Source organism: Paenibacillus sp. FSL F4-0100 (genome assembly GCF_037993005.1).
In the GTDB taxonomy this organism is placed as follows: Bacteria; Bacillota; Bacilli; order Paenibacillales; family Paenibacillaceae; genus Paenibacillus_AQ.
Window position 1 is genome coordinate 4,151,777 of the sequence record NZ_CP150303.1, and the last position, 17,762, is coordinate 4,169,538.

12 protein-coding genes are annotated in these 17,762 nt (G+C 49.7%); 4 read left to right on the plus strand and 8 right to left on the minus strand.

The annotated features are described in order from the left end of the window. Positions 1-52: 52 nt before the first annotated feature. Complete coding sequence (locus MHH48_RS18635; RefSeq protein ID WP_076321453.1) at positions 53-2,302, plus strand: AraC family transcriptional regulator; 2,250 nt, start codon at positions 53-55, stop codon at positions 2,300-2,302. A gap of 157 nt (positions 2,303-2,459) precedes the next feature. Here MHH48_RS18635 and MHH48_RS18640 read toward each other — a convergent pair whose 3' ends face one another. From MHH48_RS18640 to MHH48_RS18670, 7 genes are all read right to left on the minus strand, one after another. Beyond that, the gene (locus MHH48_RS18640) at positions 2,460-4,085 is read right to left on the minus strand and encodes a hypothetical protein (protein ID WP_076321454.1); all 1,626 of its coding nucleotides are present in this window, start codon (positions 4,083-4,085) and stop codon (positions 2,460-2,462) included. Positions 4,086-4,593: 508 nt separating this feature from the next. Continuing rightward, positions 4,594-5,262, minus strand: coding sequence for an SGNH/GDSL hydrolase family protein (locus MHH48_RS18645; RefSeq protein ID WP_076321455.1), 669 nt, complete (start codon positions 5,260-5,262; stop codon positions 4,594-4,596). Further along, entirely contained in the window at positions 5,259-8,309 is a 3,051-nt protein-coding gene (locus tag MHH48_RS18650) for a glycoside hydrolase family 38 C-terminal domain-containing protein (protein WP_076321456.1), read from the minus strand. Before MHH48_RS18650 ends, MHH48_RS18645 begins: the two co-directional genes overlap by 4 nt. 91 nt (positions 8,310-8,400) lie before the next feature. Continuing rightward, positions 8,401-10,026: an extracellular solute-binding protein gene (locus tag MHH48_RS18655; RefSeq protein WP_076321457.1), complete on the minus strand. Its 1,626-nt coding sequence runs from the start codon at positions 10,024-10,026 to the stop codon at positions 8,401-8,403. 111 nt (positions 10,027-10,137) lie between these two features. Then, the gene (locus tag MHH48_RS18660) at positions 10,138-11,034 is read right to left on the minus strand and encodes a carbohydrate ABC transporter permease (protein WP_076322146.1); all 897 of its coding nucleotides are present in this window, start codon (positions 11,032-11,034) and stop codon (positions 10,138-10,140) included. Positions 11,035-11,045: 11 nt separating this feature from the next. Further along, positions 11,046-11,960, minus strand: coding sequence for an ABC transporter permease subunit (locus tag MHH48_RS18665; RefSeq protein ID WP_076321458.1), 915 nt, complete (start codon positions 11,958-11,960; stop codon positions 11,046-11,048). 286 nt (positions 11,961-12,246) lie between these two features. Then, positions 12,247-13,095: an AraC family transcriptional regulator gene (locus MHH48_RS18670; protein ID WP_076321459.1), complete on the minus strand. Its 849-nt coding sequence runs from the start codon at positions 13,093-13,095 to the stop codon at positions 12,247-12,249. Positions 13,096-13,240: 145 nt separating this feature from the next. On the opposite strand from MHH48_RS18670, the gene MHH48_RS18675 reads away from it, so the two are divergent. Together MHH48_RS18675 and MHH48_RS18680 are read left to right on the plus strand one after the other, a co-directional pair. Next, positions 13,241-14,182 (plus strand): DUF1861 family protein, encoded by a 942-nt coding sequence (locus MHH48_RS18675; protein WP_076321460.1) that lies wholly within the window; start codon positions 13,241-13,243, stop codon positions 14,180-14,182. A gap of 327 nt (positions 14,183-14,509) precedes the next feature. Then, on the plus strand, positions 14,510-15,589 hold the full coding sequence (locus tag MHH48_RS18680) for a GntR family transcriptional regulator (RefSeq protein ID WP_076321461.1): 1,080 nt from the start codon (positions 14,510-14,512) through the stop codon (positions 15,587-15,589). A 484-nt stretch (positions 15,590-16,073) separates the two neighbouring features. Here the strand turns inward: MHH48_RS18680 and MHH48_RS18685 are convergent, their stop codons facing one another. Further along, a complete protein-coding gene (locus tag MHH48_RS18685; RefSeq protein WP_076321462.1) occupies positions 16,074-16,838 on the minus strand; it encodes a metalloregulator ArsR/SmtB family transcription factor in 765 nt (254 codons plus the stop codon). Between the two features lie 200 nt (positions 16,839-17,038). On the opposite strand from MHH48_RS18685, the gene MHH48_RS18690 reads away from it, so the two are divergent. Continuing rightward, positions 17,039-17,593 carry an NADPH-dependent FMN reductase gene (locus tag MHH48_RS18690; RefSeq protein WP_076321463.1) on the plus strand — a complete coding sequence of 185 codons (555 nt, stop codon included), beginning with the start codon at positions 17,039-17,041 and terminating at the stop codon, positions 17,591-17,593. Positions 17,594-17,762 lie beyond the last annotated feature (169 nt).

The window sequence follows — 17,762 nt, forward strand, 5'->3', positions numbered from 1 at the left end:
TACGTTATACCCTTAAACCGTCAATCCATCAGCAAGGGGTGCTGGCTTATATATGAAGATCAAACCTATTTTACAGAAGACCTATTTTCGAACCTTTCTTGTACTGACCACCGTTCTGATCTGTTCCATGATTCCCTTCGTCTATTTACTGTCTGCGGAATTCGCAAAATACACCATGCTGGAGGTGCGCAGCAATTCGCAGAACGAAGTAAACAACCTGGCTTCGAAGGCCGAAATGATTCTCGGCAATTTGAAAGCTAACGGGCTCAGCATGTACGCCGATCAGAATATTCAGAACTGGTTCTTCAATACAAGCAACGATCCGCTCATCAACCATGCTGTACTCGTCGCCCAATCCAACTTCATGTCCACCGAACCGCTCATCCAGCGATCCTATCTGATTAATTTGAAGCAAAATCTTGTCGTCGATTCCAAAGCCGGAATCGTCCGCAGTGAATCCTTTGCCGACCCGAGCATGCTGGAGCGTGTGGAGTCATTCCACCGCCAATATTTGCGCTTCTTTAATCATTCGCTGGATGGCTCGGACTCCCTGGCCCTTATTCTGCCCGCAACCCCCGAGAAGCCGTCTGACTTCTATCTCGTGCTGCTCATTGATAAACCGCTGCTGTCGAAGCTTCTGTTCGGTCAAACGGTCTCCTCGGAGCAAGACATTCGGATTCTCGACGAGCATGGGCAACTTCTATTGGGCGTGCCTAATCCCGCGCTGAGCGGACAGCTTTATCAAGCGAGCCAGGAGCAGCAGGACAGTGATTTTCAAGTTCGGCTCCCCCATCAGAGATGGTTCGTCAATACAGCCAAGCTGACTACTGAAAATTGGTCGGTATACTACTCGAACGAGTATCATATTTTGACACGCCATATCTCCTTATTCCAGCACAAATTGATAACGTATACATTGCTGCTACTGGCACTCCTCTCCTTGTTGTTCTTCTGGAGTTCTCGCCGTTCCTTGCGTTCCATCACCTTCTTGTCGGAAAAGCTGAAGGGAAAGGTTGCATTCGCAAACTCCACGTTCGATGCCAAGCCGGATATCCAATGGATCCACGACGGCATCGATATGCTGCTGAACAACGTGGAGCAGCTTCATGCATCCATGAGAAACCAATCCGAGCTCGTTCGAACGGAACTACTCGCCCAGTGGATGCTGCACGGGACGCCGGGTACCAAGGGCTATGAATATATCCATACCCAGACCAAGCTCGCTTCCTGCGACGTTCTGTTTTTGGCCGTTCTTCGGATCGAAGCCTATACGGTCTTTTGCGAACGTTACGATTTCCCCTCCCGGAAATTGATCAAGTACGCCATACGCAATATTAGCGAAGAAGTGTTTGGTGCAGGTTCTTATGCGGCCGAAGGCTTGGATATGGGTGGCGACCATATCATTCTGGTCGTTGGTGGCCATGCATCGGGCGGGCTTCAACTACAACGTCTTCTGGCGGAGACGCAGAATCAGGTCGCACGTATCCTGAACGTTGATACAACGGCTGCAGTCAGCAATGCCTATGACTTCGGCGCCAATATCCGAAACATCTATGATCATATCTACGAATTGACGAAACTGCGATTTCTTAACGGAGAGAAGCAAATTTTTCTGGAGAGCGATTATGAAGAGTTTATGGCAGGGTATCCTTCTGCGTCTGAGGCGCTGGAGACAGCCGAGATCATCAAGTCGATCCGCCGCGGCCGCCCGGAGACCGCGCTCGTTCTGCTGCGTCAGCAGATGAAGCACGTCCATGGTCTTCCTTATCGCGACTGTAAGCTTAACCTGACCTACTTTACCTACGATTTGCTCAAGAACTTCAACAAATCCAGCATCCTGCACGAGATCAGCAGCATTCATCAATTACTCGAGCGGTACAGCACGCTGTCCGAGTTTCAAGCATGGCTGGAGAGCATCGTCACGAAGCTCGCATCCGAGACCGAAGTTCCGAAATCTTCGAACCGCAAGGAAGAGATCGTCTTGGAGATTAAAGAATACGTGGATAACCACTTGCAGGATGCGCAATTATCGATCGAGCAGATAGCCGACAATTTTTCCTTCTCCGTCAGCTATATCCGGCAGTTATTCAAAGAGATCATGAACGTGTCATTGTCCGAGTACATCCTTCAGGAACGAATCGGGAGAGTGAAGGAGAAACTGATCTCCAGCCAGCTCTCGGTGCTGGAGATTGCAGATCAATGCGGTTTCATATCCAAAGGGCATTTTTTTTCCGCATTCAAGAAGTTCACGAATCTGACTCCGAAGCAGTATCGGGAAATCCACGGGGACTCCCCTAGTTAAGATATCGCGCTTGCCAGCTTATCATGGAGAAGCGGCAGCTAAGTATGCTTGTTCCGCAGGAACAGATCCAAGTCGAAAAGGACCTTTCCGGTAAAGCCCCACAGTGCTTACGGAAAGGTCCTTATTCGTTTATCCAAAAAGCTCTGGCGCCCTGGCGCTATTTACCGTTCGTTTCTTGAACCGGCTCAAGACCCAGCTTCGGATTCGCCAAGTCGAGTTTATACATGATCTGATTGTAGTTATACCGTGGCGTTGGGACATGATTCGTGAATGTATTCGTATAGGTTCCTTCGAAGTAGATGACCCGGCCGCCGTCCTTGTTGAAGTGTTTATGCTGGGCTACGTTATAAAAAGTATAGTCGTTATGCGTAACGATATGCTTGGCATTGGTCCAAGGACCTTGAGGCGATGGTGCTTCCGCGTACCAGACTTCCCCAAGTACCGATGTCTTGCCTTGTATCTGCTGCGCGATCATCACGTAACGCTGCCGATATTCATTCCATTCAATGGAGCTTTGGGCGATTTGAACGTCTTCACCGGTATCGATATCCTTCAATTGATAATAACGCGGGTCGTCAGCTTTGATCAGCCCTAATTGGATCAGCTCTTTCTCTTGTTCTTGGTTGAGCGGCTGAGTGTCCTTTTTCCAGCCCCATACGAGCTTACCGTCCGCGTCGCGTTCCAGCGACGTTTGAGCCCCGTTGTATGTCGTTCCCGGCGTCAGGCAAGTAAACGATTCGTATTGGGTATAGTCGATGATGGCGTCATAGCTGGCAGCAACGCGCAAATTCGGAATTCGGTGTTCGGTAAAGAGCCAGTATCCCTTACCCCCCTCCTCGTAGAAGGTCGCCTGTCCGCCCGGATGGCGCCAGTCGTCTTTGGAAGGGAACTGGACGACCTGCTCGAACTCCTTGGTCGTGTCGTTAAAGGCAAGAATACCGAAGGCGGTGGGTTCAGGATTGTGCGTGCTGTAGCCAGCGAGCAGACGTTCCTGTCCGGCGCTGTCCTTGGCGGTCATCAGACCGAATACCCAGGCTATGCCAGCACCATCAGGCAGAGGCGGCACCAAACTTTTGACGAAACCGTCTTGATTCGTAAAATAGTCCAGATTCACACCGACATCCGGGTCCAGTCCCCCCTTACTCGGAAGCTTGGAAGTCGCACCCGTCACGCGGAAGTTCCCCAGCGGATAGGCCGGTCTGTCCGTATCGCCCCAGAACCAGTACAGTTTATTGTTGTACTCGATCGTCTGCACGGAATCCTGTCCCATGACCAAGCCGTTGATCAGCGGCTCCTTAATGGGCGGCTTCTGGCCAACGAGTAAGCTGTCGCGATAAATGCCTTGGCCTGTCAGCCGGTACAGCCGCTCTGCAATGTTGATCCGATTCATCTCGAGCGTTACACTGCCATTTGGCTTAACCTCTACAGCCTGCCCCCGGTAGCCAAACATATCGGCAGGAATGTCGTAGCCGTCACTCGACATATGGAAGAAGACCGTCTGATCCATCAGACCCGGCTCGTCAAATGCCACAATACCGGCACTGTCCGTATAATACAACACACTGTTCGTCGTCTTCAGTTGGACATGTGGGATGCCCCTGCCTGTCTCGGCATCCACCACCTTGATCATGAATGGCCCCTGGACCTTTATCTTCTCGCTGCTCACATTCGGCTCGGCGCTGCTTCCCGCCGCCTGCGCTGCCATCGCGGCGCCCGGCGCCGTCATGGCCATCAGCAGGATACAAGTCCATATCCCCGCACGTTTCCACTGTTTCATTTTCATTTCTCATACCTCCCGAACTTTTGGCCTTTTGATAGAAGAAATCGTTGCTCTAACCCGATACCGTCTGTTCAATCCATATTTCTACTGCCATGGTTACGAAATACCTCTGGATGTGTTTGGTTTATCGCGTCCAAGCGATCGAAGCGACGCTGAGCGGCATTGCTTCTCCGTTGATGAACTCCTCACTAACCACCTCCTTTCGCAGCATGGGAGCAATGCGATGTTCCAGATCGAGCAATAAATACATCTATCCACGTGCTTATTCAATGAAGCCAGACCACATTTAACGGGAGTTTTGTCTTGCGATATGAGGAAGATCCGTCTCGAAGCACATTATGTAAGCGAATACATTAATCTTTGTGAGTAACAGCCGCACAAGCTGCGCGGCTGTTCTCTGTGAAGAAATGTCTTTCGAACCCACAATTCTGCTTATGAATATCAATGAAGTCTGATTTCCCTGTCCCCCCCTAATATATAGTAGGAATTATTCCAACTAAGGCAGTTGACGTCAGGAACCCATGCGCATTCGCGACCAATCGAAGCCAATCGCCTCCAGCAGTGCGCGCGCAAGCAGCAGATGGCCCGTCAAGCTCGGATGCACCCGATCGGACGCCAGCGCAGTCTGATGCACGTAGTCGAAATGGTTGGCGAAAGCCGCCTGCGTATCCACAAACAAGGCGCCTACCCGCTCCGCAACCCTCTTGGCAGCCCGTCCGAACTCGTCCATCCGGCTGCGCATGCGATCTTGGTCATTCGGCTCCAGATAGAACGGCGTCATGATCACGAGTCCTTGCAGGCCGGGCTGCGCCGAACGCACCAGTTCTTCCAGGGTCCTTTCATATTCTTCAAGACTCACATGCGACTCCGGTATCGCGGGTTGGTCGAACTGCCGCCATACATCGTTGATGCCGATCATGACCGTTAACCAATCCGGCTTCAGATCCAGTACGTCCGTTTGCCATCTGGCCTGCAAATCCCGAACCGTATTGCCGCCGATGCCCATATTCGTCACACGAATGGAGAGCTCGGGGTATGCCGCCTGCAGCATCCCGTCTACGAGTGCGGCATACCCTTTGCCGACGCCTTGGAACAACCCTTCTCCATACGGATATTTACGTTCACAGTCCGTGATCGAGTCGCCGATCATGACCAGGCGCTGTCCTTCGTTCAGCTTCATCCCCTATTCCTCCCATTCGGCCGGAGCCTGATCGTCTTCACCTCGAACGGACGGAACTGAAGTGATACCTCTTCGCTCTCGTGCGGCAAAGCCGCCAACTTCTCCTCCAGCATATTTGTCTCATAAATCGCCGCAACGGACAGCCCGAAGTGAAGCCCGCACGCTACGGAAGCTCCCTTGCTCTCGTACAGACGCACGATCCAATCGCCCGATCCGTCTTCGGCAAGCTTGACCGTCTCCACGATCACATTGGCTTGATCGATGGAGAGCAGCGATTGCGCCTCCCGGCCTCTTCCGGACACGAGGCTGACAGGATAGTTCAGCTCGTAAGCTTCTCGCACGACAGGACTATCCAGGAACGCGCCGTTCCAGAACGTAAATCCATATGCAAAATGGTGCGTCCCTTGATCCGACGTCTCATCCGGCCACGTCGGAGCCCGAAGCAGCGTTAGGCTCATTGTGTTGCCGTTGACGGAAATCCCGTATTTGCAATCGTTCAGCAGCGCAAAGCCGCGGTTCGTCTCCGCAAGCGCCGACCATTTATGCTGAACCACTTCGTAACGATCCGCATCATGCGGACGCGAAGCATGATTCGGCCGCTTGACGTAACCGAATTGAATTTCCTGCAGCGACTCGTTTGTGTGAACGCGAACCGGGAAATCGACTTTTAACAGCTTGTTCTTCTCGCGCCAGTGAACCGTCGTATGGAATTCCACTCGACGGCTGCCGGCGCGCAAACGGATATCCTGGACCATGGTCGATTGGTTCAGTTCGCGCTCAACCCGAATATTGGCGAAGAGCGGTCCGTTTGCGGTAACGGATACCTTGGCGTTTGTTTTCAGTTCGACGGGTGCCAAGCGGTAGCGCCGATCGATCTCCCAAGCATCGAAATCCGAATTTTGATCCCGATACATCCGCATGACGTTGCAGCGATCCGCCGCCCATTCCGTGCCGGTCTCCTTGTCAAAAATACGAGTCAACTCTCCCAGTTCGTTCATTTCGAGCGCGATCCATTCGTTCTCTAGACGCGATTCCGTTGCAAGGACCGCAGACGTTGCTGGAGCATCTCCCGCTTCCACTTCTTCAGTCTTGTACGTCGACCAGCCCATGGAAGGCGCCTCGACCTCGGCGTAGCGAAGGCCTTCGTGCATTTGCACCGGCAGAACCACTCCATTCTCATCCGCAATTCCATGGATGCCGGCAGGTAACGCGACCAGTTCCTTTCTCGGCCAGGACAGCGAGTTAAAGACGGTAACCCGGGAGGCATCGTCGTCCGTGAGCGCATCTCTTGCGTCTGAAGCCATGTCATATACGTTCTGATTCAATTCCTTCAGCTCCAACTGCGCCTCTTCGTGGACGCGATGAATGGAGGAGCCAGGCAGAATATCGTGGAATTGGTTCAGCAGCAGAACCTTCCATAGACGGTCCATGTCCTCGTGAGGGTAGCTCCGGTTAAACAGCAGCTCCGCCGCAGCCCCCCAAAGCTCCACCTCGCGGAAACCGATTTCCGCCTTCCGGTTTAGCTTTTTGATGATCGCTTGCGTCGTGTAAGTCCCGCGATGAGCGGGATAATAGAGCTCTCCTACATATTTGGCGTCAGGAATGCCTTTTTCGATCTGATCCTCAAAAAATTCGATCGGCGAGCCATGCTTTGTCTTGGGGACGCCCTCCAAATTGCCGAGCCTGCGCATAAACTCGAGATCATCCCGATTGGATCCGCCGCCTCCGTCACCGTGTCCGAACTGGGTGAGACGTGTGGAAATTCCTTCAAGCTGGACGCGATCGCTCCACTGATGGATCAAGAACGACGGGTTGATCCGAATTGGATAGTAATCGCCGTAATTCATCAGATGCGTCAAAATTTGCGAACCGTCGATCCCTTCCCACATGAACGTATTATGCGGGAACGGGTCAACTACATTATCATAAGTACCGAACAATTTTGTAGACGCGAAATAATGGATCCCGCAGCCCTTCATAATTTGCGGCAGGTTCCCGGAATAGCCGAATACGTCAGGCAGCCACAGCATCTCGTTGTCCACGCCGAATTCGTCCTTGAAGAACCGCTTGCCGTGCAGCGCCTGACGGATCAGGCTCTCGCCGCTGGGCAGATTCGTATCGGGCTCCACCCACATGGAGCCTTCGGGAATGATCCTCCCTTCCTTTACCGCCTGTTTGATACGCGCATAAAGCTCCGGATACAGCGTTTTGACCACATGGAACAAATACGGCTGGCTCTGGGTGTACGTGTATTCCGGATATTCGTCCATGAGCGCCAGCTGATTGGACATGGTCCGCGCAATCTTCCGCTTCGTCTCCGCGATCGGCCACAGCCAGGCGACATCCAGGTGGGACTGTCCCATCAGGTACAGCGTCGGCGCCGTCGAACCGTTCACGCAGGAGAGGAGCGGCTCCATCAACTTCCGGCACTGCTTTGCATTCTCACCGAGCGATTCCTGACGGAGGGTCAGGTCGATGGTCGCGAACACCTGAGTCAGGCATCGATCAATCTCCGCAACGCGGAGGGATTTGGCATCCAGATGATTGCGAAGATCGTACAAACATTCCAAATCGATGAAAAATTGGTAGACTTCCTCTTCAAAAACGCAGAGCTGCGACTCTCCGAACGTCGGTTGAGAATCACCATGGCCTGCGTACGCCTCCGCGACGATTTCAAATGCCTCGCCGGCTTTCGCCGAAATTGTTAACGTTACGTAATGATGGTTAAGGTCCTTTGCACCGCTAACGATGCCATTAATGTATACGGTCGCTTCAGATCCAAAATCAAGCATGGCCACAAGCCGCTTGCCTTCAGCCTCCTCGGGAACAACGATGGTCGTGCGGAACCAGCCGTATCCCCAATTTTCTCCCCACCGTTGTCCCGAAGCGATGTTCTCAAACGGTCGTCCATCCATTTCATGGATGGACAGATGTTCCATTGTCGTAAAACCGCAAAAATCGATAGCAGAAAGCTTCGTCATCATAAATTGATCTCTTTTGTTTAGCAGCTTTTCCACATGGAATAAAATCTCTTTCTTTTCATTCAAGGTTTCTCACATCCTATGTTTCGTTATCTATGATCCTATCGCCTTGCGGCATACCGCCCCTCCGCGGCGGCCTTGCAGCGGAGGACGATTTCTATTCGTTTCCTAGCGCTCTTTGTGCAGCATCATTATAGATTTTCAGCGCTTCATCAATGTTGCCCATTTTTTTGACCTTATCGATGAATGCCTGCCAATTGTCGAAGCTGTTTTTGCCTGCTACGAATTTAGCCTGTTCTTCCGTAACGAACGTCTTGATCGGGTTCATAATCTCCGAAACCCGCTGGCTTTCACTGCCCGTGAGTTGAATCGACGGCTCGCTCAACCAGGAAGGAACATAGTCGTTCTCGGGCATAGGCAGACTCGTCAGGAATTCTGCCTTCTCAATCGGCACCTCTTCATATTTGCCGTTAAATACCGTATAGTCTGTCGCGGCAAAATCCACGAACGCTCTTGCGTCGCTCACCATCTGCAAGCCGGGGTTATGGTTTCGGCTAGCGCGCATGCCGTATTTATCGCCCTCCAACCAGGGATCCTTGGCCGTTTTCAGGGAGTCGACAAAGGTGGGAACGCCATCTTCCCCGATCGTATAGGTTGTGCCCTCGATTCCCCAAGTGATGAGCTGGATCATTTCATCCGAATATTGATAATCGATGAATTTGATCAATTCTTCAGGGTTTTTAACTTTCGAGCTTACGCCGTAGACTCCCCAGCCCAAGTCAGGGGTATTGCCGTTCACAACCTCCTGCCAGGCTTTTCCGTACTTCGGATTGTCGGGATACAACGAAACCGCGAAAATCTTCCCGTCGTCGGCCGTTCTCGTGTACTCGGCCGGCGTCGTAAACCACTGCGTCAGCCACATGAGGTTGTCTCCGTTCAGCGCTTTTCTTTTCAGCGTATCGTCTGTATCAATGGTATACTCCGGATCTAACAGTTTCTCCGCATACAGCTTATTCGCAAATTGGAGCGCATCTTTATATCCTTCATCCAGAACTCCGTATACGTATTTCTCGCCGTCCCAAAAAATTTCATCCCGGATATGGTTCGCGGAGAACAGCGATCTCAAGCTGTTCCATTTTGTCGCAACGGGATATTTATCGGGGTAGAGCTCTTTAAGTTTTTTGGCAGCCCCATAAAAATCATCGAGCGTTTCCGGAATTTTGATGTTATTGGCCTCGAACACGTCATAGCGGTAAGCAGACGTATTCTGGATGAGCATGCCGCGATCCTCAGGGAATCTGGGCGTGGAGGTTTCTTTAAAGGTGAACATGTTGCCGTCGGCATCCGTTACCCGCTTCATCCCGTTCTTTACCTTGCTAATGTAGTTCATATAGTTCGGCATTAAATCTTGATACTGGCCTAACTCGAGAAGCTGGCCTTGTTCGGCCATTTCGGTCGTATCATAGAATAAAGGCGTCACGAAGAAATCCGTCAGATCGTCGCTTGCGATCATAAGCTTGACCTTTTCGTCATACTCGGAAGACGGGATGTAGTTATATTTGATTTCTACCTTTTTGCCCATATAAGCTTCCATGCGTTTGTGCCATTCCTTGCCCACCAGACTATTCGGATTATCCACACCGTTCGCCGGCAGCGTGACCGAAAAGCGCAAGACTTCTTGATTCTCTTCATGGGTATCGGATTTTTTGGAATCATTCGAACATCCGGAAAAAACCATCAGCGCGATCAACCCAAGGACAAGCATTTTTGCCAATTTGTTCATCCCATTTCCCCCTAATTTGCACAAATAACCGCTTCTTCTTCAAATCTGCTATTTATTACTGGTCATGAATGACTGCACACTCAACTTGCTTGCACCGGCGCATCCGGATCTCTAGCCTTTGATGGAGCCGACGAATATCCCTTTGGTGAAATGCTTCTGAAAGATCGGATAAATACACATGATCGGAAACATGGTAATAATGATGACGCTCATTCGTACCGCCTTCGGATCAAGCGTTTCCCCCGGGGCATTGATGGCGACCGCGCCGCCTCCTACTCGTCCTTGAATCGCGGTCGTATCCAAGGTAAACAGGTAGTTTCGGAGCACCATCTGCAAAGGATACTTATCCTGATCTCGCAGATAAATCAAAGCCTCGAACCAGCTATTCCAGCTTCCGACCAGACCGAATAGAGCAAAGGTTGCAAACAGCGCTTTCGACAACGGCAGTATGATCCTGAAAAGAACGACCAAATCACTCGCTCCATCGATATAGGCAGAGTCCTTCAGTTCAGAAGGAATATTCAGAAAGAAGGTCCGAAACAGAAACACATTATAAGCACTGATCGCACCGGGGAGAATCATGACCCAGACCGTATCCAACAGGTTCAAACCGCGCATAAGCAGATAGGTCGGGATTAAGCCGCCGCCGAAAAACATCGTAATCATGAGAAAAATGGTCAGAAATTTCTTGCCCGCAAATCCCGGGATCGTGAGCGGATACGCCATCAGTGCCGTAAACAGCAGCATGATGCCCGTAGAGCCGGTCGCATAAATAATCGAGTTCAGATATCCTTTAAAAATGTACGGATCATTAAATACCGTCGTGTACGCTTCCAGATTAAATCCCTTGGGCCAAATCGTTACGCTCCCCGAGGAGATGTAACGCGTGCCGCTAAGCGATGTCGCGATAATGTTCAGAATCGGATATAGCACGACAATCAGGATGAATAGCATGATAACCATATTGAATACATCGAATGCTCTGGAACCCAAACTAGCCTTTTTCAACATCCCACCACCTAGAACAAACTCGTCTCTGATACTTTCCTGCTTAACCAATTGGTCAAGTAAAGGATCGTAAAGGAAATAACCGACATGAATAATCCGATGGCCGTCGTGTACTCGTATTGTGCGCCCAGTATACCTTGACGATAAACATAGGATCCGATGACATCTGCTACTTCGTAAGTCTCAGGCGAATAGAGCAGAATGATCTTCTGGAAATCGCTCCCGAGGATTCCTCCGACGGCGAAAATCAGCAAAATGATTGTGGTCGGCTTAAGCGACGGCCAAGTGATGTGCAAAACCTTCTTCCATCGGCCTGCGCCGTCTACCTCGGCTACGTCATACAGCGTAGGATCTATTCCGCTTAATGCAGCAAGGTAGATGATCGTACCGAATCCGACGCCCTGCCATATGCCGGAAGAGATGAAGATAGTCCGAAAAAAGTCAGGTTCGAGAAGAAACATGATCGGATCTCCGCCAAAAAAGCCGACAATATGGTTAAACAAACCGTCTCTCGCCGTAAATTCCTTAAGCATCCCCGCAACAATGACGACCGAAATAAAATGCGGGAAATAAGAAACCGTCTGCACAAGCTTCTTAAAGCCCTTGTTTTTCAATTCATTAAACAACAGAGCCAATATAATCGGCGCCGGAAATGACCAAAATAAAGTATACAAACCGAGAAGCAAAGTATTCTTTAATACCCTGAACGCCATCGGATCGTTAAAAAAAGAAGTGAAGTATTTTATCCCTACCCACTCGCTTCCCCATATCCCCTTGGAAGCGTTGAAATCTTTGAAAGCGATTAATATTCCGTACATCGGAAAATAGTGAAAGATTAACAGCGTCAGAAACCCGGGAAGCACCATAAGGTAGAGATAGCGGTGCTTGACGATTCTGGCCACCAGCCTGTTATTGGTTGTCTTCAATGGAACACCTCCTGACTGTTAACATGTTGTGATCAATGCGGCTGGTGCTATTACTCGCCGACGCATAAGCCTGGCCATTTGGTTCGTTTTTTATGTAAGCGCATTCATTTTCACCCCCAGACTGTATCCTAACGTTCGTCGAAAACGCATTTGCTTCCGGCAACCGTCCCCTATAGATATGATCATCGTGATGCCTTACAACTTGTTATGCTAAGTAGAAATTAACACATACTAACTTTATCGTCAACAAATAAAATTACTGATGTATTCATCGGTAATTAGCATACTATCTCCGAATTATCCCGAACTGACGATAGCGATGCGGCGTTAGGTTATGCCTCCTCTTGAATAAGTCGTAAAAGTAGCTGACGTTGTCAAGTCCGATCTCAAGGCTGATCTCCACGATGTCCATATCCGTGTTTAGCAGCAAATTCTCGGCATAGGACATTCTCAATTCGTTAATGTACTGGGTTGGGGACATTCCGAGATGCTCCCTGAACATTCTGCATACATAGGCATGCGATTTGCCCGACAGCTGGACAAGCGCAGCCGTTCCCCGCGTGAAGTGCTCTTTCTTTTTCGCCTCTCGGCATAGGGACTTAAACCATTCCGGTTGTCCGGTAAGATCAATCGAATCCGCGTCAGCCTTGATATACCTGGAGAACAGGTCGGTCAAAATGACTCTTACCTCCGCTTTGACGGCCAGCTTCTTCTCCTGCGGAATCAGACTGAGCTGGTCCAGCCGGTATCGCACATATTCCTTCTCCGTTTTGGACAGCAAGGTCGACGGCGGCATGGCTGGCCCAAGCAGTCTTTCGCTTGGGAACCCTTCTCCCAAGAAAGCTATGAGGTCATCCAGGACCTTGCGATGGAACGACAAATTGATGAACTGGCAATCGCTATCCGTCGTCTGCTCATAGTAATGAACGTCCCGGTCCCGTATGAACACGAGTGTATTTTCCTGCAGCGGCTGCCTTTTGCCGTTAATGACATGCACAACGCTTCCTTTCAGAATAAGAAACAATTCAAAGAAGTCGTGCGTATGCATGCCGATCGTATCGCGCACCGAAGCGATCAGCCGATAGTGGGCCTGAATTTCAGAATCAATGCCGTCTGCCGCAAGAAGCTTCAACATATGCGATATCCCTCCTTGTTTGTATATTGACTAGTTCCTCCGATGTCAAAACACCATAATGCATTCAAAAATAGAGCAAGATTGAGAGCAAGACTTTCGATTAGGATAGAGTTGTTACTGCAGCCTGAAAGGAGATTTGCCACGAATGAACTTATTAGAACTGCGTCAGCAATTCGAAGTAAACAAACGCATTTATGAAAGCGCCAAGCTTGTCTTCCGCGGAGTCGAAGGCTTCGATGTCTACAATCCTTCCATTCCGTTCGAATGGAACGGCAAGCGCTACATTTACGGACGCGTGGAAAAACGCCATGAGTGGGCGAGGTCCTGGGTTCGCCTGTTCGAGCAGAGCGGTCCGGACCAGTGGACAGCCGTGCCGAATACGATGATTTATCAGCTAGAAGATCCTTATATTAGCGTGATCAACAAACAGCTCGTATTGGGCGGCACGCATGTCCGTTACAAGCAGGGACGCCTCGATACATTCTACGGTTATTTCTACAAAGGCAGCGATCTTCATGATCTCTTCTACTTCACGACCGGTCCGAATTATATGAAGGACATTCGGCTCGTAGAGCTACAGGACGGGAGGATCGGCGTCTTCTCCAGGCCGCGCGGCGAAGGGGTTCGCAAGGAATTCGGCAGCGAATCCTTGGTGGGATTCACCGTCATCGACAGCCTGGACGAATTGTCTCCGGAAGTCATCGAGAACGCCCCTTATATCCGCGGATTATTTAGCAAGGACGAGTGGGGCGGCTGCAACCAGGCCTACTTGCTCGAGAGCGGAAAGGTCGGCGTCATCGGCCATATCTGCTATGCTCAAGAAGATAGATCGACCTATATGAACATGGCCTTCGTATTGGACCCGCAGACGAATCAATTCTCGGATTTGAAAATCATCGGCACCCGCCCTTGTTATCCGGATGGCCCCGCCAAGAAGCCGCATCTGACCGACTGCGCGTTCACCGCCGGCATCGAAATGCGTCCCGACGGCAAGGTCAATCTGTACAGCGGCATCGGCGATACCGAAGCGGCGCGCATCGCCATTGACTACCCGTTCGAGAAGGAAGGCGCCATTGTAACCTTATAGTTGTAATTCCATGATGGAGCTGCTGGATTCCCCGGCGGCTCCTTTTTATGTCCGATTCATGGTATAGTACCATTCATTTTTTTCCAAGGTGTCCGCTTCGAAGTTATTATGATAAGTAAATCAAAACACATACCTTATTTGACCCCATCGTAATACAGACCTCCGCGAAATTCAAACCTTTTATATCATTTCGCTCCTTTTTTGTTTAATTTCTGAACATTTCTCACCTATTCGACAAAATCTTTAACGAGACGTGTTTCAAGTACGTATACTTTTTAAAGCGGTGTGCGTTATAATTGAGGAAATGTTGATACGAGGTGAACTTACTTGAACAAGAAGGACTTGGCTCTTCCAAAGTACCAGATGGTAAAAGACTATGTCTTATCCCAGATCGAGAATCAGGAATTTACGAAGGACGATCGGATTCCTAGCGAGTCGGAATTTTCCAAACTGCTGGATGTCAGCTCCATCACTGTGCGTAAAGCGCTGTCAGAGCTGGTGAACGAGGGCGTGATTTACCGCGTCCGAGGTAAGGGAAGCTTTGTCGCCAGCCAAGTAGCCGTCTCGGAGAAGACCTCCAATCTGGTGGCCTTCGTCATCTCCGGCATCGACCTGTACGACAGTTCGTATATGCAGATCATGAGAGGCATTCAGTCACTTCTAGGCCAGCATGGCTGCAAGCTGATCATCGAATTTGTGGAGAACGACTTCGAACAGGAACGTGAGCTCATTCTGGGGCTCATTCAAACGGAGCTAAGAGGATTACTCATCTATTCCTCTGATCCCGAAGCTGCAAAGGGCTATCTCGGAGAGGTTCGCAAAAAATCGATTCCGTTTGTTATGCTGGATCGCTCCCCTTCCAGCTATCCAGTCAACGTTGTCACCTGTAACAACCATGACGGTGCTTACGAAGCTGTTGAATACTTGATCCTGCAAGGACATCGACGAATTGGATTCGCGGCTTACGATTATCATCTGAGCCCGGAAGTCGACAGATATAACGGTTATTGCAATGCCATGTCGAATGCGTCCCTTCCTATACCCGATTCGCTCTTGTTCCTGGATAAGGAACTGGACTATGCTGCGCTTGCGCGCCTTATCCAAGACGGAGAGCTGACCGCGCTATTCTGCGCGAACGACAAGCGGGCCCTTGAGGTAATCGAACAGCTCACCGCACTTGACATACGTATCCCCGAACAAGTATCCCTAATGGGCTTTGATGATTTCGAGAGCTCCAAATTTGCCAAGGTGGCCTTGAGCACCGTGAAGCAATATTTCGACGTCCTAGGCTATGAGAGTGCCAAGCTGCTGCTCGAAATTACCGAAGGCTCATCTTACGGCAATAAGAAAGTCATGCTGCCTACAAGCTTGGTCATACGTGACACGATCAAGATAGTCCAAGGTTAAAGCAAAGCTAAAAAGGCATTGGATTCCAGGATATGCTGGTATCCATTGCCGGTCATAATGCCGCAAAACATGCTAAAGAAATAGGTCCATTGTAATTTCAAAAGATCATGGATCAGCCCCTATCCATAATCCTCCACGCCTATCCTCTTGATACAAATTCTGTACTATTTGACGCTAACGGGTTCGACACCTCCGATTCCTTGATCACATCTACCAACAAATTTCTCTAGATCGATAACCGTTCTATCGAAAAAATGATTGATACGTCGAGCTTCCTCCTCGGTTTTGACACACTTAATGATCTTGTTTTCTTTTCTGTTTCAATAGGCCAGCTATCCAGATTTAACATCATGAGAAACTCTGTACTTTTGATGGTATATCCCTCAGCATCATAACCATCCGTTTTTTCATCAGAAAACACATTGAGCCAACAGTCTTCTTTGATATCTTGTTTATTAATGGTTTCAATACATGTGCTGGATTTTTAGTGGTCAGCGAGCGTCTCTCCGGTTTCAAGCAACGTCTTCATACCTGAAAGAACAATCGGCAACCCGTTTTCAAGAATTTTTGCAGTGCTCATCGCCTGTTCGAATTCATCATGTATAACGGTTACGAGCGTCACGCCATGAAGTTCGGCATGCGAATCGATCTCCCACGTAATGCGCGACGGGGTGTCACTCTCCGTGCCCGGAAACGAAGTAAAACGCCAACTCATCACGAGCTTATTCGGAGGATCAAGTTCCAGAATGATTCCTTCCGCTTTCTTCTCTTCCCCGTTCCATAGTTCGAATGGAGATTCGATTTCCCAGGTGGTTCGGATGGCGCAGTTGAACCAAAACTTCGACGTTTTGGTCGGATCCGTGAGAGCTTGCCACACTTGTTCAGGCTTTGCTTTAATCGCTATCTGGTTTATATTCCGGAGATTCTTATTCATATTCGTATCACGCTCCATTTCATTTTGAAGAGATGTTAACTGGGCGGCCCATGGTTCGGCGTATTTACTCACCCACCGCTCATAAATTTGACGTATGGGCACCGAATTCAAATAGTGCAATTTTTCCCGTCCAACTTTTCTCGTGGTAATGAGCCCGGCTTCCTCCAATATATTCAGATGCTTCATGACGCCGAACCGGGACATGTCTAGTGGCGCGCAGAGATCGTTCAGCGTCTGTGCGTCTGAAGCGTGAAGCAGGTCCAAAAGCTTACGGCGGCTGGGATCCGCAAGTGCTTTGAAAGTGTCATTCTCCAATCGAAACACCCCCTATCTGTCGATTTGAAATAAATTCGTTTGAATTCTCTTGACACGTTACTATTTGGTAACGTATCATAAAAACACAACAAGTTACCTAATAGTCACATTTTATCACAAACGGACCTGTTTGTCAGCCGGCGACATACAAATCCATCTGCCCATAACCAACTTTTTAAAAATGAAAGGTGATGTTGAAGATGAAAATAACGTTGATTGCGGGAAGCAACCGCGCAAACGCCACAAGCACGTATCTTCTCAAGTACATTGAAAGCCTTTTGAAAGCCCAGCAAATTCCGGTCACCTTTGTCGATTTATCGGAGCTGCCGCTGCCGCTTTTTTCACCTGATAACTGGGATTTTCATCCCAATGTTAAGCAGGTCTTGGAGGCAATTACAGGTGGGGACGGTTTGGTCCTTGCTACCCCGGAATACCATGGCTCAGTATCAGGAGCTCTTAAAAATGCCTTGGACTATATTACCGGAAGCCAGGTTGCGGGCAAGGCAGTGCTTTCCGTAAGTTCCGCAGGTGGTCCGCTCGGAGTTAGCTCGCTTTCGCATTTGCAGACTATTGTACGTAATTTGCACGGTATTAACTGTTCGCAGTGGATTTCGATCGGATATGGATCGAATACATTCGGTCCCGACGGCGCACCGTTAGATGAGGGAATGAGAGACAGGATTCGAGATGCGGTGGGCAGTTTCGTGGATCTCACCCGTAAGCTTACAGCAACAGAAGCTGCGGTAGCAAACTAACAGCACAAGCCTTTTTTTAAGAAATCAGAAAGTATAAACTTCCGCGGGTTAACATCCTTATCTCGCAAGAAAAACTACAGCTAAAAGCGGTCTGTCTTCTTTGAACGTACGTCGATAGACGGTTTTCTAATCACCATTAGGTTGCCAAATGGTAACATATTTCCGAAGG